We start from the raw sequence: 22545 nt of genomic DNA on the forward strand, positions 1-22545 counted from the left end.
TCGCACCGAGCGACGTAAGTGAAAAGGAGCAGGTCAGATGACTCGCATACGCAAATGGTTACCGAAGTTGGCCCTGGTGGCGACATCGGTGATGGCGATCTCGGCAACCGCTGGGGCCGCCGATAAACCCAATATTCTCGTGATCTTCGGCGACGACATCGGCCAGACCAACATCAGCGCCTATTCCATGGGCGTGGTCGGCTATAAGACGCCCAACATCGACCGCATTGCCAAGGAAGGCATGATGTTCACCGACTATTACGCGGAGAACAGCTGCACCGCCGGACGGTCTTCGTTCATTACCGGCCAGACGCCGCTGCGCACCGGTTTGTCCAAAGTCGGCGTACCGGGTGCACCGGTCGGCCTGCAAAAGCGCGACATCACCATTGCCCAAGCGCTGAAATCCCAGGGCTATGCGACCGGTCAGTTCGGCAAGAATCACTTGGGTGACAAGGATGAATACCTGCCGACCAACCATGGTTTCGACGAGTTCTTCGGCAACCTGTACCACCTCAACGCCGAAGAAGAACCTGAGCGCCCGTACTGGCCCAAGGATGACCCCGAGTTCGTCAAGGCCATGTCACCTCGTGGCGTGATCCACAGCTATGCCGACGGCAAGATCGAAGACACCGGCGCACTGACCGTCAAGCGCATGGAAACCATCGACGACGAAACCACGGCGGCGGCGCAAGCGTTCATCGAGAAACAGGCCAAGGCGGACAAGCCGTTCTTCGTCTGGATGAACACCACCCGCATGCACTTGTTCACCCACGTGCGTGAGTCGATGAAGGGCCAGAGCGGCATGCCCGGCAACGACTATGCCGATGGCATGCTCGAGCACGACGGCGACGTCGGTAAACTGCTGAAAACCCTCGATGACCTGAAAATCACCGACAACACCATCGTCGTCTACACCACCGACAACGGCCCGAACCAGTTCTCCTGGCCGGACGCGGCGACTACGCCGTTCCGCAACGAGAAGAACTCCAACTGGGAAGGCGCCTATCGCGTTCCGGCGATGATTCGCTGGCCAGGCAAGATCAAGGCCGGTGAAGTGTCCAACGAGTTGTTCTCGGGCATGGACTGGTTCCCCACCCTGCTCGCCGCTGCTGGCGACACCGGCGTCAAGGACAAACTCCTCAAAGGCTGGGCACCGACTTCGGGCGGTACCAACTTCAAGGTGCACCTGGACGGTTACAACCAGCTGCCTTACCTGACCGGTCAACAGCCTAAAAGCGAGCGCAAGGAGTTCTACTACTTCAACGACGACGGCGTGCTGGTGTCGATGCGCTTTGATAACTGGAAAGCGGTATTCTGCGAGCAGCGTGCACCTGGCGGTTTTAAAGTCTGGAGCGAACCGTTCGTATGCCTGCGCGTACCGAAAATCTTCAACCTGCGGATGGACCCGTATGAAAGGGCCGACGTGGTTTCCGACCAATACTACGATTGGACTACCAAGAACGTTTACCTGACTGAAATTGCAGTCATGAAGTCGGCGGCGTTCCTGCAAACATTCATCGATTATCCACCTAGCCAGAAACCGGCCAGCTTCAGCATTGACCAGATCCGTGCTGCGGTAGATGCGAAAATCGCGGAAAAAATGAAAGCGGCTCAGTAACACTGCTTGACCACCGCTCGCCCTCATCGGCGAGCGGCGATCGTTCCCACGCGCCGCAAAGGAATGCCTCAAGGGACGCTCCGCGTTCCAGCTCTCGAAAGGGACGCAGAGCGTCCCGGGCTGCATTCCTTTGCGGCGCGTGGGAACGATCTACGTGTGAATTCGAATTCTTTTCAAGGCAACGAACCTATGTCCTCACGTGTCGCCAGCAAGTCGTCGGCCATCCCTGCCCCCCACGTCGCCTCCCCGGCGCTGTTGATCCCCGCCCTGTTGCTGTTCGTCTCCGGTGCCGCGGCGCTGGTGTATCAGGTGCTGTGGATCAAGCAGCTGTCGCTGGTGGTGGGCGTCGAGGTGTATGCCATAACCACCGGGATCAGCGCATTTTTTGCCGGCCTGGCCCTGGGCGGCCTGTTGTTCGGCCGCTGGGCGGACCGCTTGCAGCAACCGGTTCTGTTGTACGCCGGGCTGGAAGTGCTGGTGGCGGTGCTGGGTGTCGGCGCGACCTTCGCCATGAGCCTGGCGGCCGGTCCGTTTGCCTGGTTGGAGCAGCAGGTGGGCCTGCTGGCCTGGGTGTTGCCGTTTGCGCTGGTGGGCATTCCGGCATTGCTGATGGGCGGCACGCTGCCGGTGCTGGTGCGCGCCCTGGCCGCCGATCCGCAGCAACTGGGCAAGGCCGGTGGTCACCTCTACGCGGCCAACACTGCGGGCGCCATTGCCGGCACTCTGCTCGCGGCGTTCGTATTGATTGCCACCCTCGGCGTGCGCGGCAGTGCCCTGGCCGCCGCGATGCTCAATCTGCTGGCCGCCGCCGGTGCCCTGTGGTTTCAGCGCCAGCGTGTCCTGGCCGTTGAAACCCCGGTCAAACACCACGCCGACAAAACGCCGGATCGCCTGGCCCTGTGGCTGTATTCGATCGCCGGCGGCGTGGCCCTGGGCTACGAAGTGGTCTGGTCGCAGTCCATCGTGCAGTTCATGAGTACCCGCACCTATGCCTTTGCCGTGGTGTTGGCGACGTACCTCACCGGCCTGTTCCTCGGCAGTGCCCTGCTCGCCCGTCGGGTTGATCGCCTGCGCGATCCCTGGGGTGTGTTCGGCCTGCTGATCGCCGGTGCCGGTTTAATCGCATTGTTGGAAGTCGCCCTGCTTGGGCGTTGGCTGGTGCTTGCACAAAGCGCGGCCGAAGCCTGGGTGCTGTCATTGGGCGCCAGTGAATTGCTCGGCATGAGTACACGCTTCGCCGTGGCGGCGCTGAGTATCGTGTTCGTGCCGACGGTGCTGCTCGGCGCCGCGTTTCCCGTGGCCCTGCGCCTGAGCGTCGGGCGCGAGCATGTAGGGCGCAATGTCGGTGAGGTGGTGGCGTTCAATACCCTCGGCGGTATCGTCGGGGTGATGCTCTGCGGCTTTGTGCTGATCCCGCTGCTGGGGCTGGTTCGAACCCTGGGGCTGCTGGCGATCATTGCGGCGGGGATTGGCTACTTTGCCGTGCGCAAGGGCCACGGCGTCAAGAAGGGACGGCGTCAGGGGGTGATCGCCCTCGGCCTGGTCTCGGTGGCGCTGGCGCTGCTGACCCCGGTGGACAAACTGGCCAGCCTGCTGCCCGGCGCGCGCAACGGCACCTTGGCGTTCTACGAGGAAGGACGTGGCGGTACCGTCGCCGTGGTCACTCAGGGCAAGGGCCAGAGGGCGTTCCAGCGCTTGTATATCCAGGGTGTTTCCAACACCGGCGACGCCATGCCCTCGCTGCGCTACATGCGGATCCAGGCGCTGCTGCCACTGTTGATCCACAACGGCGAACCCCGCTCGGCACTGGTGATCGGTTTCGGCACGGGCATCACCGCCGGCGCCCTGACGCGCTATCCGGGCCTGGAGCAGCGCGTTGTCGCTGAACTGTTGCCGTCGGTAGTGAAGGCCGCGCCGTTGTTCAAGGGTAACTTCAATGCCGCCACCGACCCGGGTGTCGACGTGCGCCTGCGCGACGGTCGCCAGGAACTGTTGCGCAATCCGCAGCGCTACGACCTGATCACCCTCGAACCCCCACCGCCCTCCGCTGCCGGTGTGGTCAATCTGTATTCCCGGGATTTCTACCAGTTGGCCGCCAGCCGCTTGCACAAGCAGGGCCTGGTCGCGCAATGGCTGCCGCTGCCAACACAGAACATCGACGACTCGCGTTCGCTGGTGCGTAGCTTCCTCGATGTCTTCCCCTACGCCACGCTGTGGACCAGCGAGTTCCACGAGATGCTGCTGGTGGGTTCGCTGGAACCGATCGAACTGGATGCTGCAAAAATCACTCAACGTTTCCAGCAGGACAGCGTACGCAGCACCTTGCAGGACGTCGGGATCGGCTCGGCCGCCGCCCTGCTCGCAACCTGGGTCACCGATCGCGGCGGCCTGGAACGCTTCGCCGCTGATGCACCTGCCGTAACGGATGACCAGCCGCGAATCGAATACGCGCCGTGGGTGCGGGCCAAGGAGATCAGCCGCGTGCTGCCGGCCCTGCTGGACTTGCACCAACCGCCGGTGCTGCTGAACGCCGATCAGGGGTTTACCGAGCGAATGAACAACCACCGGCAGCGCCTGATGCAGTTCTACCGGGCGAGCCTGCACGCCTATGAGGGTGACCGGGATGCCTGGGCCAGGGATGTGCGTGAGGTGATGCGCGGGGATGGGGGGAATCCGTATTATCGGTGGTTTGTCGGGGAGTGATGCGTCGCCTGTCCAGCCGCCTTCGCGAGCAAGTCGAAAGGGCCATCAGCTTTACCGCAACCATCATTTGACAGACGCCGGCCATCCGGCAAAGCTGCATCGAGCATGAACGCGCGCCTGACGGCAAACGCACCTGGACTACGGAAGTCGTAATGCCGAAACATAAAAATAAAGCTGTAGAGCCAAACCCTGATTCGCAATCGACCCTGATCCATCGATACCTGTTCCCCGTCACTATCGGCGCCTTGTTGCTGGCGGTCGCGGGCATCGGCTGGTTCCTGCTGCGCAGCCAACCGGCTCCCGTGACCTATGCGCCGGTCAATACACCTGTCGCGCAACCCGCAAAACCGCAACCTGTCGCCATGGCGCCGGCGACCATGGTCGACGAACAGCAATGCCAGGCCTGCCACAGCGCACAGGTCAAGGACTGGCAAGGTTCCCATCACCAATTGGCGATGCAGGAAGCCAACGCCCAGACCCTGCTCGGCGACTTCAACAACGTCACCTTCAAGGCCGAAAACGAAACCACCCGATTCTCGCGCAAGGACGACGGTTTCTGGGTCAACACCCCTGGCATCGACGGCAAGAACGCCGACTTCAAGGTCGCCTACACCTTCGGCATCGCACCGCTGCAGCAATACCTGATCGAGGTCGGCGACGGTCGCTTGCAAGCCCTCGGCATTGCCTGGGATACCCAGAAGCAGCGCTGGTTTCATCTCTATCCAGGCCAGGGTGTGACCTTCAAGGACCCGCTGCACTGGAGCAAGCCGAGCCAGAACGCCAATTTCATGTGCGTCGAGTGCCATACCACCGGGTACAAGCGCAACTTCGATGCTGCGAAAAACACCTTCGACAGTCAGTGGAACAACCTCGGCGTCGGCTGCCAGGCCTGCCACGGCCCGGCCTCCAATCATCTGCAATGGACGGCGAAAAAAGGCGATCTGACCCACTCGGGTTTTGCCGTCGACCTCAAGGATAAAAACGCCACCGTCGAGATCGAAACCTGCGCCCGCTGTCACTCGCGTCGTGCGCCACTGGGCGACGGTTTCACCGTTGGCAAGCGCCTGATGGACGACTACCTGCCAAGTGCCCTGACCCGCGAGCTATACGCCTTGGACGGCAAGATCAAGGATGAGGTGTTCGAACACGGCTCGTTCGCCCAGAGCAAAATGTTCGACAAGGGCGTGCGCTGCAGCAATTGCCATAACCCCCACAGCAGCGAACTCAAGGCGCCGGGCAATGGCGTATGCCTGCAATGCCACAACACCGCTGGCAAGACCTCCGTCGAAGGCGTCGACGGCAAGGGCCTGCAAGCGAAAAACTACGATTCCATCGAACACACCCGCCACACCATGGGCCAGCCGGGTTCGCAGTGCATCGATTGCCATATGCCCGGCAAGTTCTATATGGGCAATGACTTTCGGCATGACCACAGTTTCAGCATTCCCAACCCCGAGCGGGCGCAAAAGCTCGGTACACCGGACGCCTGCCTGACCTGTCACCAGGGCAAGGCCGGCGACAAGGTTACCGAGCAGTTCAAGCGCTGGAACACTTCCACCGCCGCCCAAGCCCCGCGCTACGACGAAAGTCTGTGGCTGATCCGCAACGGCCAGCCTGGCGCCGCGCAAGCCCTGTACGAGCAACTGCAGCGCAGCAACCTGCCGGCGATTCAACGGGCGACCCTGCTTGGCGAGTTGCCGCTGTACCCCAGCGAGCAGGCGCTGAAACTGGCCACCCGGGACTTGAGCAACCCGGCACCGCAAGTGCGTGAAAGCGCTGTGCGGGCGATCAGCGCGTTCCTGCCGCCTGCGGAACGTGCGCCGCTGTTGACGCCGTTGCTGAGCGATCCGGTCAAGGCGGTACGCATTGCCGCGGCCCGGGACTTGCTCAGCGTGGCGCGCAATGGCCTGGGCACGGCCCAGGACAACTGGAACGCGGCCATCGCCGAGTACGAGACCGTGCAAAAGAGCCTGGCCGAACGCGCCGAAGCCAACCTCAACCTGGCCATGCTCTACCAGGCCAGCGGCCGCAGCGGCGAAGTCGAAGGCTTGTTGCGCACCTCGCTCCAGCGCGACCCGGACTTCTACCCGGCGCTGGTGACCTTGGTGCAATGGCTGGAAGCCAACGGTCGCGGCCAGGAAGCCCAAGTGCTGCTGACGCAAAGCCTGAAGGAACACCCCGACGCCGCACTGCTGCAACACACCCAGGGCTTGTCGCTGGTACGTGCCGGCCAATCCGCACAGGCCATGCCCTTCCTGCGCAAAGCCGCGCTACTGGAACCGCAGAGCCCGCAATACGGCTATGTGCTGGCCGTGGCCCTGCATGACAGCGGCAAGGTCGATGCCGCGTGCGAGGAGCTGGAAAGGCTGTTGAAAGTGCAGCCAGCCAACCGCAATGCGCGGTTGTCGCTGATCCAGTACTACCTGGACAGCGGCCAGGAACCCAAGGCCCAGGTGCTGTTGCAGGGCTGGAAGAAAATGAACATGGGGGATCCGGCGTTGAAATGATCGGGGGGGCTTGCCCAATGGCCCCTTCGCGGGCAAGCCTCGCTCCTACAGCGAAAGCGTCAGCCCTGCCAATGATGACTTGAGTCATCGCCTCCGAAACAACGGCCGCGGCCACACGGCGTGTTCCCGTGGATTTTCCAGCCAGCGTGCCAGCGGCAAGATCAGCTTGCCCGCTGGCTTTGAAAAAACCGTATCAGAAGAAATGCAGCAGGGCTGGAGCCGTATTAAATCTGCTCCGCATAAATCAGTTTTTCCTGAGCCTGTTTTGTTTTCACCACGGTTTCTACAGTGCACGCCATTGCAACCGTGGAAGCATTGATCATGAGCACAACAACTACCGGACAGGCCTATAACTACAAGGTCGTGCGCCAATTCATCGTGGCGACCGTGATCTGGGGCGTCGTGGGGATGGCGATGGGCGTGTGGATCGCCTCGCAGCTGGTGTGGCCGCAGCTGAACCTGGACCTGCCGTGGACCACGTTCGGGCGCTTGCGCCCGCTGCACACCAGCCTGGTGATTTTCGGATTCGCCGGCAGCGCGCAGTTCGCCGCCAGCTACTACGCCGTACAACGTACCTGCCAGGTGCGGCTGTTCTCGGACAAACTCGCCGCCTTCACGTTCTGGGGCTGGCAATCGGTCATCGTGGTGATGCTCGTTACTTTGCCGCTGGGCTACACCACCACCAAAGAATACGCCGAGATCGAGTTCTCCGGGGCGGTATGGATGACCCTGGTCTGGGTCGCCTACGCCGTCGTGTTCTTCACCACCGTGGTGCAGCGCAAGACCCGGCACATCTATGTCGGCAACTGGTTCTTCGGCGCATTCATCGTGGTGATTGCGATGCTGCACGTGGTCAATCACCTGGCGATTCCGGTGGACTGGTTCAAGTCCTATCCGGTGTATTCCGGGGCTACCGATGCCATGGTGCAGTGGTGGTACGGGCACAACGCCGTGGGTTTTTTCCTGACCACCGGCTTCCTCGGAATGATGTATTACTTCGTGCCCAAACAAGCGGGCCGGCCGGTGTACTCCTATCGTTTGTCGATCGTGCACTTCTGGGCGCTGATCACCCTGTACATCTGGGCCGGCCCCCACCACTTGCACTACACCGCCTTGCCGGACTGGGCGCAGTCGCTGGGCATGGCCATGTCGCTGATCCTGTTGGCGCCGAGCTGGGGCGGGATGATCAACGGCATGATGACCCTCTCGGGCGCCTGGCATAAATTGCGCACCGACCCGATCCTGCGCTTTCTGGTGCTGTCCCTGGCCTTCTACGGCATGTCGACCTTTGAAGGGCCGATGATGGCGATCAAGACGGTCAACGCCCTCTCCCACTACACCGACTGGACCATCGGCCACGTGCACGCCGGTGCACTCGGCTGGGTGGCGATGATCACCTTCGGCGCGACGTACCACATGGTGCCGAAAGTCTTCGGTCGCGCGCAGATGCACAGCATCGGCCTGATGAACCTGCACTTCTGGCTGGCAACCATCGGCACCGTGCTGTACATCGCCTCGATGTGGGTCAACGGCATCACCCAGGGCCTGATGTGGCGCGCGATCAACGATGACGGCACGCTGACCTACTCCTTCGTCGAAGCCTTGCAGGCCAGCCATCCGGGGTTCGTGGTGCGTTTTGCCGGTGGCGTGCTGTTCCTCACTGGCATGCTGGTGATGGCTTACAACGTGTGGCGCACGGTGCGGGTGTCCGACGTGGCGATGGCGGAAAGTGAGGCGCAGATAGCCTGATGCCGTTTGCCGATGACCCTGAGGTCGCACGACGGGTGGAAGCCGCTACCGGCAAGCGCATACATGCGGTCGCGCCGCAGTTGGGGGAGGTACCCTTGTAGGAGCTGGCTTGCCAGCGAAGGCGGTCTCAGATCAGCCACGTTCTCGTGGAATCAGACTCTGCAACTGCTGCGCCAGAAAATCCGCCTCGAAGACAAAAGTATCCGGGTCTTTAAGGCCATTGGTCTTGCGCCATTGCCAACCATTGGACGGCGGCATGCACACCAGCGAAACACTGCCATAGCGCGCCGAGGTAAAGCCCATCACCGCCAGGGAAATCTGCCCACCGGCCCCCATCACATCCGGCACGAACTCCACCGGTTTGCCGGCGATCAAAATGCTCAACTTCTCAGTCTTGAAGGTGGACGCCTCCACCGGAACACTTGGCCCGGACGCGACATACGCTTCGCGGCTCACCTCCAGCAGATTCGGCGCCAGAACCGGCTCCAGCCACTGCTGGATTTGGTCGAATAGCTCACCGATGCGCCGGGCCCACTCGGCCGATTGCGTCTCGAACAGCTGTTTTTTGTGCGCTTCGCTTTCTGCGTAATGACGAAGCATCTCGCCCAGTTGCCGTACGTCGTCCATTGCGGTGTTCCTTTGATTGAAGCGGTGTTGCGGATATTGAGCATGGCAGATGCGCGCCGCCCGCGTACGACTAAAAGCGCGAGCGGTATGGATCAATCGCTATTGGGCATGCGGCGCAATCGCGCCATGCTCAAGGTATCGACGTAGGCGCCATCGCGCACCGCATAGTCGCGAAACAGTCCTTCTGTCTCGAAGCCGAACTTGCGGTACAGGCCGATGGCCGCTTCGTTGTCGGCATACACGCTCAGTTCAACCCGCCGCAGGTTCATCCAGTTGTCGGCGATATCCAGCACCGCAGCCAACAGTTTCGAACCCACGCCCTTGCCCTGCCATTGGGACGCAACGCCCATGCCGAAGTTGCCTGCGTGGCTGCGGCGGATGCGTGGAAACTGCTCCAGTGTGATGCTGCCGATGACCGTCCCTTGGTGCAGGGCCACCAGTTGCACGATCCGCTCATTGTCCGTTTCCACGCGTTTGCGCCAGGTCTCGGAGGATGGAAACGGCATCTGCAGCGTCTGACGGGCGACGACCGGTTCGTGGTAAAGCGCGGTGATGCCTGCAACGTGAGATTCGTTGAGGCGTTCGAGGGTGATGACAGCGTCGGTGGCGTGCATGGGTGATTCATCCTTGATACAGACATGGCCGCCCACTCTACAACGCATCCTTCATGGAAAGACACCCTGTAGGAGCGAGCCTGCTCGCGAAAAACCTGAGAACGCCGCGGGGTTTCAGGCTTCCCCCGTTATCGTTGGCGTCCATCGTCGGAACGCCACCCGGAGCATGCTCGCTCCTACAGGAACCAGTCCCGACGTTCGCTGAAAGTGTTCTGGATCAACTCGACGATCATCTGCACCTGCGCCTCCCTCTCGGACTCGGCATTCACCGCCAGCCACACCTCGCGCTGCATCGGCGGTTGGAACAACCCCGGTAAACCGATCAAGCCGCGGTCGAAGTGGCTCATGTAGCCGGGCAGCAGGCCGATGCAGGCGCTGCAACGGATCATCTCCAGCATCAGAGGATACGAATGCGACTGCACGATCCCGGCCGGGCGCTGATCGGCCAGGTCGTTCCAGGGGCTAAAACTGTCGATCTGCCGATCATGCTGCCATTGCACCAGCATGAAATCGGCCAGGTCATCGAGGCTGTCGGGCCGCGCGGCGACCCGTGAATAGCGCTTGGCGATGTGCGGAACGTAGTCGAGTCGCGCCAGGCATTGCGGCTTGCTGACGGCGAAACTCGGGCCCGGCAGCGGCGAGTCGGTCCCCGCCAGCCACACCACGACATCGGCACTGACCGCCTGCAGGGACAATTCGCTGTCGAGGGTAATGATGTCCAGGCGCGCGCTGGCATTGCGTCGCAGCAACGCCACCAGATCACGACCGAGGATGTCGTGCAGGATCGTCTCGGCGACCGCCAGGCGCACAATGGGTTGCTCGATCACCGGCAGGTCGCGTTCATGCGCCAGCGCGGTCAGCTGCTTGTGCAGTTGCAAGCCGTCACGACTGAGCACCAGCCCGTTCTGCGAAGGGCTGAACAGCGAACACTGCAACTGCTTTTCCAGCTGCGCCAATTGCTTGCGCAGCCGGGTTGCCTTGATGTTGAGGCGGCGGGCTGCCTGCATGAAGCAGCCGCAACGGGCGATCACGCTCAAGCACTGCGCCTGCAGCGGATCGATCTGCGCCGCGCGGGTGCGCCAGGACGTGGTTTTATCGAGGGCTGCGCGATAATGCGCTACAGGCTGAACGCCCCGGGTTTCCATGAATGACATCGATGACTCCCTGTCGATCTTCCACTGGGAGTTCCATCCTGCGCAATCTGCATGAACGACGTATGACAGCTGCTCAGGCGCTGGGCGCCTGGCGAAAACTCACGGCCAGTCGATTCCAGCTGTTGATGGTGGTGACCGCGATGGTCAGGTCCACCAGTTCACCTTCGCTGAACTGCTCTCGGGCTTGCTCGTAGACAGCGTCCGGCACGTGGTCCTGCGAAAGCAGTGTCACTGCCTCGGTCCAGGCCAGGGCGGCGCGCTCGCGCGGGTTGAAGAAGTTGCTGTCGCGCCAGACCACGATGGAGTACAAGCGGCGGTCGGTCTCGCCCAGGCGCCGGGCGTCCACCGAGTGCATGTCGGTGCAGAACGCACAGCCATTGAGCTGCGAAGCGCGGATCTTGATCAGGTGCAGCAGCGCCGGCTCGATGCTCAGGCTGCTGGTCAGGGCTTCCATCGCTATCATCGCTTTCATCGCCTTGGGCGAGGCGCTGTAGTAATCCAGGCGGGGGGTCATGGCGCGACCTCATAAGGCGATCATGTGCCGCCAAGGTAGTCGTTGTTAACGCGGCGTTACATATCCAATTTCGCGAATTATTCGTGGACCACCTGGCCCAGACCAATTGGCGGTTTTTGCGCCACGCAACTACTGCATAAACGCCAGTTGAGGTTAATCTGACGATGCACACGCGCCTCAATTGCCATGGAGCCTTGCCGGTATGGAACTACACGTTGTCATTAACGGACGCAAGGACCTGGCGGGCCAGTTGTATACGCAACTGCGCAGCGCTATCGAATCGGGCCGCCTGGCCGCCGGGACGCAACTGCCTCCCAGTCGCCTGCTGGCCGAGCAACTGGGCATTTCCCGCAAGACCATCTCCGATACCTATGCCCAGCTGACCTATGAAAACTTCCTCACCGGGGTGATCGGCAAAGGCACCTACGTCAACGCCCGCGTCTCGAAAGTCGAGCGCAAGCAGAGCCATTCGGAGCTCGCCGGGTTCGAGGTGATCGAATCCTGGCGCAACCTGCCGGTGTTTCTGCGGCATCCGACGCTGGAAGGCTCGCTGCGCTACGACTTCATTGGTGGCGCCACCAGCAAGGGCCAGTTTCCCCAGGACGACTGGCGGCGTTGCACGTCCCACGCCTTGCGCCAGATCGCCGGGTCCAAGGGTTTCTACAGCCTGCCCGAAGGCCTGCCGGCGCTGCGCAATGCCATCGCGCAGCACATTGCCTTTTCTCGCGGGGTCAATTGCCAGGATGAGGACGTGGTGGTGTGCAATGGCGCGCAACAGGCGCTGGATCTGATTTCCCGGGTACTGATACGAGCGGGCAGTGTCGTGGCCATGGAGGACCCCGGTTATCCGCCGGCGCGCCTGTTGTTCGGCACCCACGGCGCCACGGTGATTGGCGTACCAGTGGACGCCGAAGGCATTGTCGTGGAGAAAATTCCCCTCGGAACGCGGCTGATCTACGTCACCCCCTCGCACCAGTTCCCGCTGGGCATGCCCATGAGCCAGGAGCGCCGTGCTGCGCTGCTGGCACGCGCCCATGAGCTGGGGGCGATCATCATCGAGGACGACTACGACAGCGAGTTCCGCTATGAAGGCCGCCCCACGGACTCGCTGCAAAGCATGGATGAGCGCGGAATCGTCGCCTATGTCGGGACCTTCTCGAAAACCCTTTTGCCAGAGCTGCGCCTTGGGTACGCGATCCTGCCGCCGGCGATTCTCGAAGCGGTGGTGCGCGCCAAGCAACTCACCGACCTGCACACCTCCACCCTGCCCCAGTGGGCGCTGGCTAAATTCATCGCCGAAGGCTGTCTGCTCAAGCACATTCGTCGCTGCCATACGGTCTACGCGGGCAGGCGCGAGCGGATCCTGGCGCGCATGGCTGGAGATCTCGCGCCCTGGCTTGAAGCGGTGCCGACCACCGCGGGTTTTCACATGGTGGTGCTGTGCAAGGTAGCGATCGACGTGCCACTGGTGATCGAGCTGGCGAAAAAAGTAGAAGTCGGGCTCTATGCCATCGACAGCTTTTTCTACCAGCAAGCGCCCCAAGCGGGGTTTTTCCTCGGTTTTGGCGCCATCGAGACCCTGGACATCGACATTGCCCTGGATCGTTTCCGGGACATTTTGCAGCAGGTTGCCTGACGGATTGGTCTGCGATTTTATTCGGCGATTGGCTATTGGTGGTCCGCAGGTGCAGGCCTATCCTGCATAGGCGTTATCCCTCAATGAGCAGGATTCGTCCGGCCTGATTCAGGAGTGAGCCAATGTCCTACAAAGTGATCAATACCGTACAGGTGCAGGCCGCCGCTGGCCGCTCGGAAGAGCTGGGTAAGCAATTGCAAAAGATTGTCGACACCCTGCGCGAACTACCGGGCTGTGAATCCTATATGGTCGACCGCTGCCCTGAGGACAGTAATCGCTGGACTGTCAGCGCCCACTGGCAATCGGAATCGGCGATGCAATCGCATTTCAACAGTCCCCAGGTGCAAGGCTTCATCGACCTGATCGATTGCCAGCTGGCCAACGCCGTCGACTTCAACAGCTTTCCGATCAGATAAGACACGGTTAAAGATCGCAGTCCTTGGCCGCGTTTGCAGAGTATGGGTACCTCTGCAAACGTTCCGGGGACTGCGATCTTTTTCATTGCAGCGCCGCACATTGGTCCCCTGGCCTTCGCGAGAATTGGCTGTTTGTTCATCCCCCCTGGCGCAATAGATTGGTCCCTGACAACCAACCATTGCAGGTGATGAAACATGAACCTTTTGCGCTGCTCTCTCGCTGCCTTTGCCTTGACCGTTTGCGCTTCGGCGTTTGCCCATGAAGCCGGTGACCCTTCAGAAAAGGTCACGGTGTTGCAGGACCAGATGCTGAAAAACGCCCCAGGCAAAAAGGCTTTGATGATTGAGGTCGACTACAAACCTGGCCAGGCGTCCATCGCCCACAAACATGACGGCACCGCCATGGCCTATGTGCTTTCGGGATCGATCACTTCCCAGGTGAAGGGCGAAAAAGAGGTCACGTACAAGGCTGGCCAGTATTGGTACGAACCCGCCGGCTCGGAACATCTGGTCTCGAAAAATGCCAGTAAAACGAAACCTGCGAAGCTGTTGGTATTCATGGTGTTGTCGCCGGACGAGAACGTGTTGACCCCCTTGCAAAACTGATCGTTAAACCCGCAGCCATAAATAAAAATACCCGAACGCTTGATTCGGGCGCTTTTATATCTTCAGGCAATTAACCGCCCTTACTTAAACCGAACAAAACTATGGGTCACTGGATAACTTCACGGATTGGCTATTTCATTAATCAGGGCACGGTTTAGTCTGGAGTCACTGCCGCCCCCATGCGGTAACTGTAACTTTCCGACCGAAGTTGTTTCACTGGAGAAACACCATGAAACTTGCGTTTGTCAGTACATTGACCATGACCGTGCTAATAACCGGATGCTCAATTCCCACGGCGCCTTCAGCAGTGACACCGCTGGACGGTATCTTCACGCAACCGGTGAGCCGCAGCAGCGCAACGCGCATCCCCAACGGCAGCGATGTAACGCTTGGCATCGTCTACAGCCGCAATACCCAGGCCAACCGCGCCTACCTGCAGGACTACCAGGCCAATGCCGGCACCGGTTTCGGCCAGAGCCTGCTGGTGCAGTCGATCCATGATGCCTATGTGGCCACGTCAAAACCGGATCTGGCGGTGGACTGGGTCAAGGCCTCCCTGCAACGGCAATTTGGTTCGGTCACCGTGTACCCGGACATGCAGAGCCTGCAGGCGGCAAAACCGGATGTGGTCGCCGTCGTCGACAGTCGCAGCCAATTGATCACCTCGCGCAGTTCGGACGTCGAAGCGAATGTCAGTGTGGACTTCTATGACAAGAACCTGAGTTACATTGGCACTGCAAAAGGGTATGACGCGAAGGCACTAAGTCCGGTGTGGGCGGATTTTAAACGCAGCGAAGAGATTGTCGCCGACATTAACGAGCAACAGAATGTGCAAGTAAGGGCACTGCAGAAGTTTGACCAGTCGCTCAATAATTTGTTGTCCAGGCCGACAGATAAAGTGTCGATGCTTGATGATAACAAGGTTCAGAAATTGTATTGACTGAAAGGGCCCTTTCGCGGCCAAGCCCGCTCCCACAGTGGATCGCGTTTTTTTGGAAATACTCGGTCACCTGTGGGAGCGGGCTTGCCCGCGAAGAGGCCGGAACAGGCTCTAAAAAAACATCCGGCAAAAAAAACCCCGCATCTCTCAATGCGGGGCTTTTTCATTCAGCGCCTGATCAGGCCGCCGGTTCCAGCTCGGCGCTGGCGCTGGCAGTGACAGGCACCACCGCCTGCCCGCTCAACGCCAGGTCCAGCAACTCGCGGTTGGCTACCGCGTACATGGCGTAGTCCGTACCGCTGGCGGCACGAATCTCCACCAGCATGGCGCGCCAGCGTCCGATCATGCTTTCGTGCTGCGCCATCCACGACGCCAGGCGTGTTTCCACGTCCTGGGTGCCGTTGCCCTCTTGCAGGACCGAGATGGTGATCGCACGTTGCTGCCAGTCGACGTCATCGCGGAACGCTTCACGGGCCAGGGCCTGCCAGTTGTTTTCCACCGGCAGGGCACTGATCTGTTGCAGGTACCAGGTGATGTCCAGCGCACTGCCCACGGCGAAGTAGGCCTTGGCCACGTCCGCAGGGTCCTGGCCGGTCACGTCGGAGGCCTCGATGATCGGCAGCAGGGTGTACAGGTGCGTGGTGCCAGCCACCATGCGTGCCAGCAACTCCGGCACACCGGCTGCGACGTACGCCTGATAACGGGTCTGCCAGGTTTCGCGGATCTCGCCACTGAGCAGTTCGTCGAGCTTGAGGCCCAGCGCCGCCAGGTGCGGACCGAAATGCGCGACGTCACGGGCAGCGTTCTGCTCGTTGCGACGGGCACGCAGGAACCAGCGCGTGGCGCGACGGCCCAGGCGCATCAGCTCGTCCATCAGCTCCAGTTGCACGTCGGCGGAAACCTTGTAGTCCAGGTTTTCAATCTGACGGAACCAGTGCGGGAGATGGAAAATGTCACGCACGATCACGTAGGCGCCGGCCACGTTCGCCGGGCTCATGCCGGTCGACTCCTTGAGTCGCTGAACGAAGGTGATGCCCATGTGGTTGACCAGATCGTTGGCGATCTGGGTGCTGACGATTTCGCGCTTCAGGCGGTGACGGCGCATGGCTTCGGAGAACTTGCTCACCAGGGTCGGCGGGAAAGCGGTTTCCATGTCGCGGGTCAGGTAGTCGTCGTCCGGCACCAGGGAGCCCAGCAGCTGCTCCTTGAGGTCGATCTTGCTGTAGGAGATCAGCACCGACAGCTCGGCACGGGTCAGGCCATGGCCCGCCGCGACGCGCTCGTTGATCGCCTCTTCAGCCGGCAGGAACTCGATGGCGCGATCCAGCTTGCCGCGACCTTCCAGATCGTTCATCAGGCGCTTGTATTCGGCAATCCGCGGCAAGGCACGACGGGCTGCCAGGGACAGTGCCTGGGTCTGCTTGTAGTTGTTGCCCAACACCAGGCCACCGACTTCGTCGGTCATGCTCGCCAGCAACTGGTTGCGCTGCTTGTCGGTCATGTCGCCGGCCTGAACCACTTCGTTCAGCAGGATCTTGATGTTTACTTCGTGGTCGGAGCAGTCCACACCACCGGCGTTGTCGATGAAGTCGGTGTTGGAACCGCCACCATTGAGGCCGAATTCCACACGACCCAGCTGGGTCATGCCGAGGTTACCGCCCTCGCCCACCACTTTGCAGCGCAGTTCGTTGCCGTTCACGCGCAGTGCATCGTTGGCCTTGTCGCCCACATCGGCGTGGCTTTCGCTGCTGGCCTTGACGTAAGTACCGATACCGCCGTTCCACAACAGGTCCACCGGTGCCTTGAGCAAGGCGTTGAGCAGTTCGGTCGGGGTCAGCTTGTCGGCCTGGATGTCGAAGCGTTCCTGCATCTGCGGGGAAATCGCGATGCTCTTGGCGCTACGGGAGAAGATACCGCCGCCTTCGGACATGATGCTGGTGTCGTAATCCGACCAGGCCGAACGTGGCAGGTCGAACAGGCGCTGACGCTCGGCGAAGCTGGTCGCCGGGTTCGGGTTCGGGTCGATGAAGATGTGCAGGTGGTTGAACGCCGCGACCAGTTGCAGCTTGTCGGACATCAACAAGCCGTTACCGAACACGTCACCGGCCATGTCGCCGACGCCCACCACGGTGATGCTGTCTTCCTGGACATTGATGCCGCGCTCGCGGAAGTGGCGTTGTACGCCAACCCACGCGCCCTTGGCGGTGATGCCCATTTTCTTGTGGTCGTAACCGGCCGAACCACCGGATGCAAACGCATCACCCAGCCAGAAGCCGTAGTCGATGGCGATGCCGTTGGCGATGTCGGAGAAGGTTGCGGTGCCTTTGTCCGCGGCAACCACCAGGTACGGGTCATCGTCGTCATGACGCACGACGTTGGCCGGCGGAACCAGCGCGCCGTCCTTGAGGTTGTCGGTGATGTCCAGCAGGCCGGAAATGAAGATGCGGTAGCAGGCAATGCCCTCGGCCGCGATCTCGTCACGGCTGCCGCCCAGTGGCAGGCGACGCGGCAGGAAGCCGCCCTTGGCGCCCACCGGCACGATGACCGAGTTCTTCACTTGCTGGGCTTTTACCAGACCCAGGACTTCGGTACGGAAGTCTTCTTCACGGTCGGACCAGCGCAGGCCACCACGGGCCACGTTGCCGAAGCGCAGGTGCACGCCTTCGACGCGTGGCGAGTAGACGAAGATTTCGAACTTCGGCACAGGCTTGGGCAGTTCAGGAATCAAGTGCGGGTTGAACTTGAAGCTGAAGTACGACTTGTTATGGCCGTTGGCGTCAGTCTGATAGAAGTTGGTGCGCAGGGTGGCCTTGATCAGGTCCAGGTAGCGACGCAGGATGCGGTCTTCGTTCAACACCTGAACGTCGTCCAGTGCAGTCAGGATCGCATGTTCCAGACGCTGCTCGAGGTCGTCGCTGCTGAGCTTGCGCGCCAGGTAGAAACGGGTCTTGAACAACCGGGTCAACTCGCGGGCGATGTCGGTGTGGTTGTTCAGGGTGCTGGCGATGTAGCCCAGGTCGAAGCCCAGGCGAATCTGCTTGAGGTAACGGGCGTACGCACGCAGCAGCGCCACGTCGCGCCATGGCAGGCCGGCGGTCAGTACCAGGCGGTTGAACGCATCGTTTTCGGCATCGCCGCGCACGATGTGGACGAACGCGTCCTGCAGGGTGTCGTTGAGTTGCTGGATGTCCAGGTCCAGGCCTTCGGCTGCGGTGAAGGCGAAGTCGTGAATCCAGAACTCGCGGCCACTGTTGTGACGCAGGCGGTACGGGAACTCACCCAGCACGCGCAGGCCGAGGTTTTCCAGGATCGGCAGGACGTCGGACAGGGCCAACGGGGTATCGGCGTGGTACAGCTTGCAATGCAGCTCACGCTGACCGACCTGGCCCAGTGGCTGGTAGAAGCTCATCACCAGCGGATTTTTTTCGTTGAGGTTCAGCAGGTGCTGCATGTCGACCACAGCCGAATGCGCTGCGAAACGCTCGCGGTAACCGGCCGGAAAGCCTTTCGGGAAGTCGGCCAGCACGTTGGTGCCATGGGCTTCGCCGAAGGTTTCGACGGTCAAGGCCGAGTAATCGTCCTGCCAGCTGCGGCACGCCTGGATCACTTCGTTTTCCAGTTGCTGCGGGTCGATGTCGATGCGGTTTTTCGGGTCGACGCGCAGAATCAGTTGCACGCGGGCCAGCACGGACTCGGAGAAGAAGGTCCAGAACTCGCAATCCGAGGCCTTGAGTCGATCCATCAGCACTTGCTGGATCTTCTGGCGCACTTCGGTGGAGTAGATGTCACGCGGCACGTAGGCCAGGCAGTAGCAGAAGCGACCGTACGGGTCCTTGCGCAGGAACACGCGGATCTTGTTGCGTTCCTGGATCTGCACGATCGACATCACAGTGCTGAACAGCTCGTCCACCGGGGTCTGGAACAGATCGTCGCGCGGCAGCACTTCGAGCACCTGTGCCAGTTCCTTGCCCAGGTGGGCCTTGGCCTGGAAGCCCGAACGGCGTTCGATTTCCGCGACCTTGCGGCGGATGTACGGGATGACCCGCACGCTCTCGCCATACACCGAGGAGGTGTACAGGCCCATGAAGCGGCATTCCTTGATGACCTTGCCGTTGGCATCGATTTCACGGATCGACACGTAGTCCGGGTAAGCTGGACGGTGCACACGGCTTGGGTGCGCGGCCTTGGCGAACGACAGCAGGGTCGGTTCGCGCAGGTAGTTCACGGCGTAGTCTTCGATGCGCAGGTCATCGTAGGTCAGGCCGGCGCGCAGCAGTTTGGTCAGGCCAAGGAAGGAGTCCTTGTCATAGACGATGTGGCCGCCGTCGGCTTCATCGCTGACCACGAACTCTTCGTAGCCCAGGAAGGTGAAATGGTTGCCCACCAGCCATTCGAGGAAACCCTTGATTTCGCTCTTTTCGTCGGCATCGATGGCGAACTGGCTGTTGTCCAAGTTGGTGAGGATTTCCTGCACCTTGGCTTTCATCGGTTCGAAATCGCCAACCGCAACGCGCACTTCAGCGAGTACCTGCTCCAGCTCTTTGCTCAGCACGTTCAGTTCGGCCGGATTGGCGCACCGGTCGATTTCCAGGTACATCAGCGACTCGTGCAGCACGTCATCGCCCTGGGTGCCTTTGGGCAGGATTTCCAGTAACTCGCCCTTGCTGCCACGACGCACGCTCAGCACGGTGGTTTGCAGGGTGTGGATGCTGTAGCCGCGGCGGTTCAGCTCGGTACGCACCGAATCCACCAGAAACGGCAGGTCATGGTGCAGCACTTCGACCGCGGTGTGGGTCGACTGCCAGCCGTGGCGTTCGTAATCGGGGTTGTAGACGCGCACTTGCGGCTGCGCGTGATCGAAGCGCTCAAGCAGGCGCCACGCAGAAAGGGTACAGCCAGCGAGGTCAGACAACCGACGTTGGGTCAGTTCATCCAGGGAAATGATGCCGAAGAATTGTTCAGCGAACAGCGCCACTTGTGGCAGTGCCTGTTCACTGATGTGCTGCGCCAGTGCCGCTTGCAGTTGGTGCTGGAAGTCGGCTTTGCTGGCTGCGGTGAAGAACGCCATCTGTGGTACTCCGCTTGGGCTTGTTATTGATGGAAGCGTCGCGCGAAACACCCCTGTTCGGGGCTATGTTTCAAAGCTATCCGTCACCCTGTTCCTGATTCTCGGGCAGAGGAAACAGGGTGACAGGTGGGTGAAGCTAAACGAGACGCTCGGGTCACATTCACCTTCCGTGAATGGGCATCTGCAAAAGCGACTGGGCTGCGGGCACGCAATGCCTTTACGGGTGCTCATCCGTTGCGCAGCTTAACGAGTGCGGCAAGGCCCCTGCTTGCGGTGCTGCGACATATTCGGTCAACGGTACGTAACTCGCACCGGTTGCACCGGATAACACTAGCAGCCATGGGGAAAAATAGATGATTTAAGCAGCAAATATGCCGCGTGCGCACCCGTAATGACCGCAGGCACGCCGCCAGTCACACAACTGGCATGCTGATCAGTCAATCAGATCCTCAGATGCCTGGTATTCCCTGACCGCCGCGCAGTCGTGACACAACATCTGCAACGTAACTTTGTCTATTTCACTTCGACGTTGTTTGAATCGCGGCTTGGCAAAATAATTGCGGGCATCCCATCAGACCCGCACCGAACGTGGCGCTGGGAAAAAATGGCATGCTTACGCTAATTGCTGGCCAGGGCGCGCTGCACTATACGGAGCATGTTGTCAAGGATGGTGCTGGACACATGGTTACACAAGTCGATTGAAGTCGACGATTGTGGGAACATCCTATCCATACCGCCTATTTCCTAATGCCAGCGTATTCTCTGACTATTTCTTCCGGCCTGAAAATAGCGGAACGAAAGCGAGCGCCATCGCCAAATTTTTCTTTATTCATCCATAAATAGAAGGGGCCTTTAAAGTGTTGACCTACTGGGCTAGCAGCCACTTCCTCAGGAATAACAGAAGCTAAAACCTTGCCATAGTAAGCTTTCACAGGCCGGCCGGAAATAAGCGCAAACTGCTCCCCAAACGAGTACTTCTCTCCATTCAGCGGTTCGGCAGAATGACAAGTTAAAAGTCGAACATGATCATAACGATCGGCATGAATACCATGTTTTTTTGCAACATTATAGAGTTGTTCCGGCCCTAAGAATTTTCCTTCGCTGGTTTGGACTACATTGGGTAGCCCATGGGCTTCAAAAGTGACCCTCCTCCCGCCTTTATACTTATCTGTATATGTGAATATTCCCGGAGCGATCTGAGTGGGATTTTCCTGACGTTTAACATGCAGACCGGATCTGAAGGAGCGGTATTTTGCCTGTATTCTAGAAATTAAACTTAAGGATATGTGCCCCGTAGGATCTATCCGATTAATTGGATCACCTAGACCGTAGGCATATGAATTCATCCCACCTTTTCCAAATGGACTCAGATTGTCGGGACTATTGAATCGCATCAACACAGAATTGAATCCCCGATAACCGTTGCCCAGCAAATAATGCCCCGTCACCGGATCCGGCCGTTGACCGGTGAAACTTAACAAACTGGATAAGCCGCCTGCGAAAGGCTGATAGCCGTATGGAGAGTAACCTTTGGAACATGGAAACTGGGAATTTAACAAACTCAATATGGAGCATTGCAGGTCAGTGGACATCAATGCGCTCTCGCGCAGATTATTGTCATGATTGTGCTGCGCCAAAATCCGATCTTCGTACTGAAATATCGAACGCCCAACTGCGCCTTGAGTTTCGCAAGACAGGAGGTTTTCACAGTAAAAACGTTGGCACACGACCCGGTCGGCCTGATAGTGGCCGGTTAGTCGGTCCAATGCGTCATATTGATAGCGGGCAAGAGGCTTTTTCTGTTCACTGACCATGGAGGGCGACCCACTCGACCATTTCCTTAGGGCCTTGATTATCGAAGTATCTCGGGGCTGTGGCTACTAGCAGAACTGATAGCGGATCCACCTGAATTCGTCATTGAGCAGACACAACCCAGCAATAAATCCATTCCAATGGCAAAATGACAATTTGTCTGCCATAAACACGCCCAGCGTCAGGACTACTCAAATGCAAATGACTACCGCCCTCTTGATCGTCAACCCATGCGACGACGAAGAAGACAACATGGCCATGCTCTGCTGTCACAGCGACAAGGGCGAAATGTTCCTGATGAGCCGTTACCCGGATGAAGACGAGCTGGAAATCACCCTCGATGGCGAGCCATCGACCCTCGACGGCGTGAAAGTCACCCTCGGCCCTACCCTGCTGAAGATCGAGATCGCGGCGGCGGATGCCGATGCGTTGAATGGGGATGATGTGCTGGAGATCACGTTTAACCCAGACATGGTGGATCTGGCGGAAGTCGAGCTGACCTTGAAGAATATTCTCGATGGTACTGGCACCTTTATCAGCCAGATTTGAGGTGTTTGATCTGCCCTCATCGCGAGCAGGCT

The 22545-nt window shown here is 60.0% G+C and carries 15 protein-coding genes; 9 read left to right on the forward strand and 6 right to left on the reverse strand.

The genetic code is table 11. The features are described 5' to 3' along the window. The first annotated feature begins 37 nt into the window (after positions 1-37). From ACIO0C_RS03665 to ccoN, 4 genes are all read left to right on the forward strand, one after another. Positions 38-1618 carry an arylsulfatase gene (locus ACIO0C_RS03665; protein ID WP_401307931.1) on the forward strand — a complete coding sequence of 527 codons (1581 nt, stop codon included), beginning with the start codon at positions 38-40 and terminating at the stop codon, positions 1616-1618. A gap of 189 nt (positions 1619-1807) precedes the next feature. Further along, positions 1808-4321 (forward strand): fused MFS/spermidine synthase, encoded by a 2514-nt coding sequence (locus tag ACIO0C_RS03670; RefSeq protein ID WP_401307934.1) that lies wholly within the window; start codon positions 1808-1810, stop codon positions 4319-4321. A gap of 152 nt (positions 4322-4473) precedes the next feature. Then, positions 4474-6828 (forward strand): multiheme c-type cytochrome, encoded by a 2355-nt coding sequence (locus tag ACIO0C_RS03675; protein ID WP_401307937.1) that lies wholly within the window; start codon positions 4474-4476, stop codon positions 6826-6828. A gap of 321 nt (positions 6829-7149) precedes the next feature. Beyond that, a complete protein-coding gene (gene ccoN / locus ACIO0C_RS03680) occupies positions 7150-8577 on the forward strand; it encodes a cytochrome-c oxidase, cbb3-type subunit I (protein ID WP_401307940.1) in 1428 nt (475 codons plus the stop codon). 132 nt (positions 8578-8709) lie between these two features. On the opposite strand, the gene ACIO0C_RS03685 is transcribed toward ccoN, so the two are convergent. The 4 genes from ACIO0C_RS03685 to ACIO0C_RS03700 all read right to left on the reverse strand — a co-directional run bounded on the left by ACIO0C_RS03685 (position 8710) and on the right by ACIO0C_RS03700 (position 11486). Further along, positions 8710-9204: a hypothetical protein gene (locus tag ACIO0C_RS03685; RefSeq protein WP_401307942.1), complete on the reverse strand. Its 495-nt coding sequence runs from the start codon at positions 9202-9204 to the stop codon at positions 8710-8712. Positions 9205-9296: 92 nt separating this feature from the next. Then, a complete protein-coding gene (locus tag ACIO0C_RS03690) occupies positions 9297-9818 on the reverse strand; it encodes a GNAT family N-acetyltransferase (protein WP_401307945.1) in 522 nt (173 codons plus the stop codon). Between the two features lie 176 nt (positions 9819-9994). Continuing rightward, positions 9995-10972, reverse strand: coding sequence for a LysR substrate-binding domain-containing protein (locus ACIO0C_RS03695; RefSeq protein WP_401307948.1), 978 nt, complete (start codon positions 10970-10972; stop codon positions 9995-9997). Between the two features lie 73 nt (positions 10973-11045). After that, a complete protein-coding gene (locus ACIO0C_RS03700; RefSeq protein ID WP_401307951.1) occupies positions 11046-11486 on the reverse strand; it encodes a carboxymuconolactone decarboxylase family protein in 441 nt (146 codons plus the stop codon). A gap of 202 nt (positions 11487-11688) precedes the next feature. Between ACIO0C_RS03700 and ACIO0C_RS03705 the strand changes: the two genes are divergently transcribed. The 4 genes from ACIO0C_RS03705 (at position 11689) to ACIO0C_RS03720 (ending at position 15084) form a co-directional block, all read left to right on the forward strand. Beyond that, on the forward strand, positions 11689-13122 hold the full coding sequence (locus ACIO0C_RS03705; RefSeq protein ID WP_401307952.1) for a PLP-dependent aminotransferase family protein: 1434 nt from the start codon (positions 11689-11691) through the stop codon (positions 13120-13122). A 122-nt stretch (positions 13123-13244) separates the two neighbouring features. Continuing rightward, the gene (locus ACIO0C_RS03710) at positions 13245-13538 is read left to right on the forward strand and encodes an antibiotic biosynthesis monooxygenase family protein (protein ID WP_401307954.1); all 294 of its coding nucleotides are present in this window, start codon (positions 13245-13247) and stop codon (positions 13536-13538) included. A gap of 195 nt (positions 13539-13733) precedes the next feature. Continuing rightward, the gene (locus tag ACIO0C_RS03715; protein ID WP_401307957.1) at positions 13734-14144 is read left to right on the forward strand and encodes a cupin domain-containing protein; all 411 of its coding nucleotides are present in this window, start codon (positions 13734-13736) and stop codon (positions 14142-14144) included. A gap of 229 nt (positions 14145-14373) precedes the next feature. Further along, a complete protein-coding gene (locus tag ACIO0C_RS03720) occupies positions 14374-15084 on the forward strand; it encodes an ATPase (RefSeq protein ID WP_401307960.1) in 711 nt (236 codons plus the stop codon). Between the two features lie 178 nt (positions 15085-15262). Here the strand turns inward: ACIO0C_RS03720 and ACIO0C_RS03725 are convergent, their stop codons facing one another. Continuing rightward, positions 15263-20152, reverse strand: a complete 4890-nt coding sequence (locus tag ACIO0C_RS03725; protein ID WP_401307963.1) for an NAD-glutamate dehydrogenase — start codon at positions 20150-20152, stop codon at positions 15263-15265. Between the two features lie 737 nt (positions 20153-20889). Further along, the gene (locus ACIO0C_RS03730) at positions 20890-21966 is read right to left on the reverse strand and encodes an RHS repeat-associated core domain-containing protein (RefSeq protein ID WP_401307966.1); all 1077 of its coding nucleotides are present in this window, start codon (positions 21964-21966) and stop codon (positions 20890-20892) included. Between the two features lie 193 nt (positions 21967-22159). Between ACIO0C_RS03730 and ACIO0C_RS03735 the strand changes: the two genes are divergently transcribed. Continuing rightward, positions 22160-22513, forward strand: a complete 354-nt coding sequence (locus ACIO0C_RS03735; protein WP_401307969.1) for a hypothetical protein — start codon at positions 22160-22162, stop codon at positions 22511-22513. Positions 22514-22545: the final 32 nt, after the last annotated feature.

This window comes from Pseudomonas sp. NPDC087336 (genome assembly GCF_044744285.1).
GTDB lineage: Bacteria > Pseudomonadota > Gammaproteobacteria > Pseudomonadales > Pseudomonadaceae > Aquipseudomonas.

Excerpts from the sequence above, each read along its gene's own strand:
- ACIO0C_RS03720 (WP_401307960.1), top strand. The coding sequence starts at position 14,374 with ATGAAACTTGCGTTTGTCAGTACATTGACCATGACCGTGCTAATAACC.
- ACIO0C_RS03675 (WP_401307937.1), top strand. The coding sequence starts at position 4,474 with ATGCCGAAACATAAAAATAAAGCTGTAGAGCCAAACCCTGATTCGCAA.
- ACIO0C_RS03695 (WP_401307948.1), bottom strand. The coding sequence starts at position 10,972 with ATGTCATTCATGGAAACCCGGGGCGTTCAGCCTGTAGCGCATTATCGC.
- ACIO0C_RS03730 (WP_401307966.1), bottom strand. The coding sequence starts at position 21,966 with ATGGTCAGTGAACAGAAAAAGCCTCTTGCCCGCTATCAATATGACGCA.
- ACIO0C_RS03725 (WP_401307963.1), bottom strand. The coding sequence starts at position 20,152 with ATGGCGTTCTTCACCGCAGCCAGCAAAGCCGACTTCCAGCACCAACTG.
- ACIO0C_RS03715 (WP_401307957.1), top strand. The coding sequence starts at position 13,734 with ATGAACCTTTTGCGCTGCTCTCTCGCTGCCTTTGCCTTGACCGTTTGC.
- ACIO0C_RS03710 (WP_401307954.1), top strand. The coding sequence starts at position 13,245 with ATGTCCTACAAAGTGATCAATACCGTACAGGTGCAGGCCGCCGCTGGC.
- ACIO0C_RS03705 (WP_401307952.1), top strand. The coding sequence starts at position 11,689 with ATGGAACTACACGTTGTCATTAACGGACGCAAGGACCTGGCGGGCCAG.
- ACIO0C_RS03685 (WP_401307942.1), bottom strand. The coding sequence starts at position 9,204 with ATGGACGACGTACGGCAACTGGGCGAGATGCTTCGTCATTACGCAGAA.
- ccoN (WP_401307940.1), top strand. The coding sequence starts at position 7,150 with ATGAGCACAACAACTACCGGACAGGCCTATAACTACAAGGTCGTGCGC.
- ACIO0C_RS03670 (WP_401307934.1), top strand. The coding sequence starts at position 1,808 with ATGTCCTCACGTGTCGCCAGCAAGTCGTCGGCCATCCCTGCCCCCCAC.
- ACIO0C_RS03700 (WP_401307951.1), bottom strand. The coding sequence starts at position 11,486 with ATGACCCCCCGCCTGGATTACTACAGCGCCTCGCCCAAGGCGATGAAA.
- ACIO0C_RS03735 (WP_401307969.1), top strand. The coding sequence starts at position 22,160 with ATGCAAATGACTACCGCCCTCTTGATCGTCAACCCATGCGACGACGAA.
- ACIO0C_RS03665 (WP_401307931.1), top strand. The coding sequence starts at position 38 with ATGACTCGCATACGCAAATGGTTACCGAAGTTGGCCCTGGTGGCGACA.
- ACIO0C_RS03690 (WP_401307945.1), bottom strand. The coding sequence starts at position 9,818 with ATGCACGCCACCGACGCTGTCATCACCCTCGAACGCCTCAACGAATCT.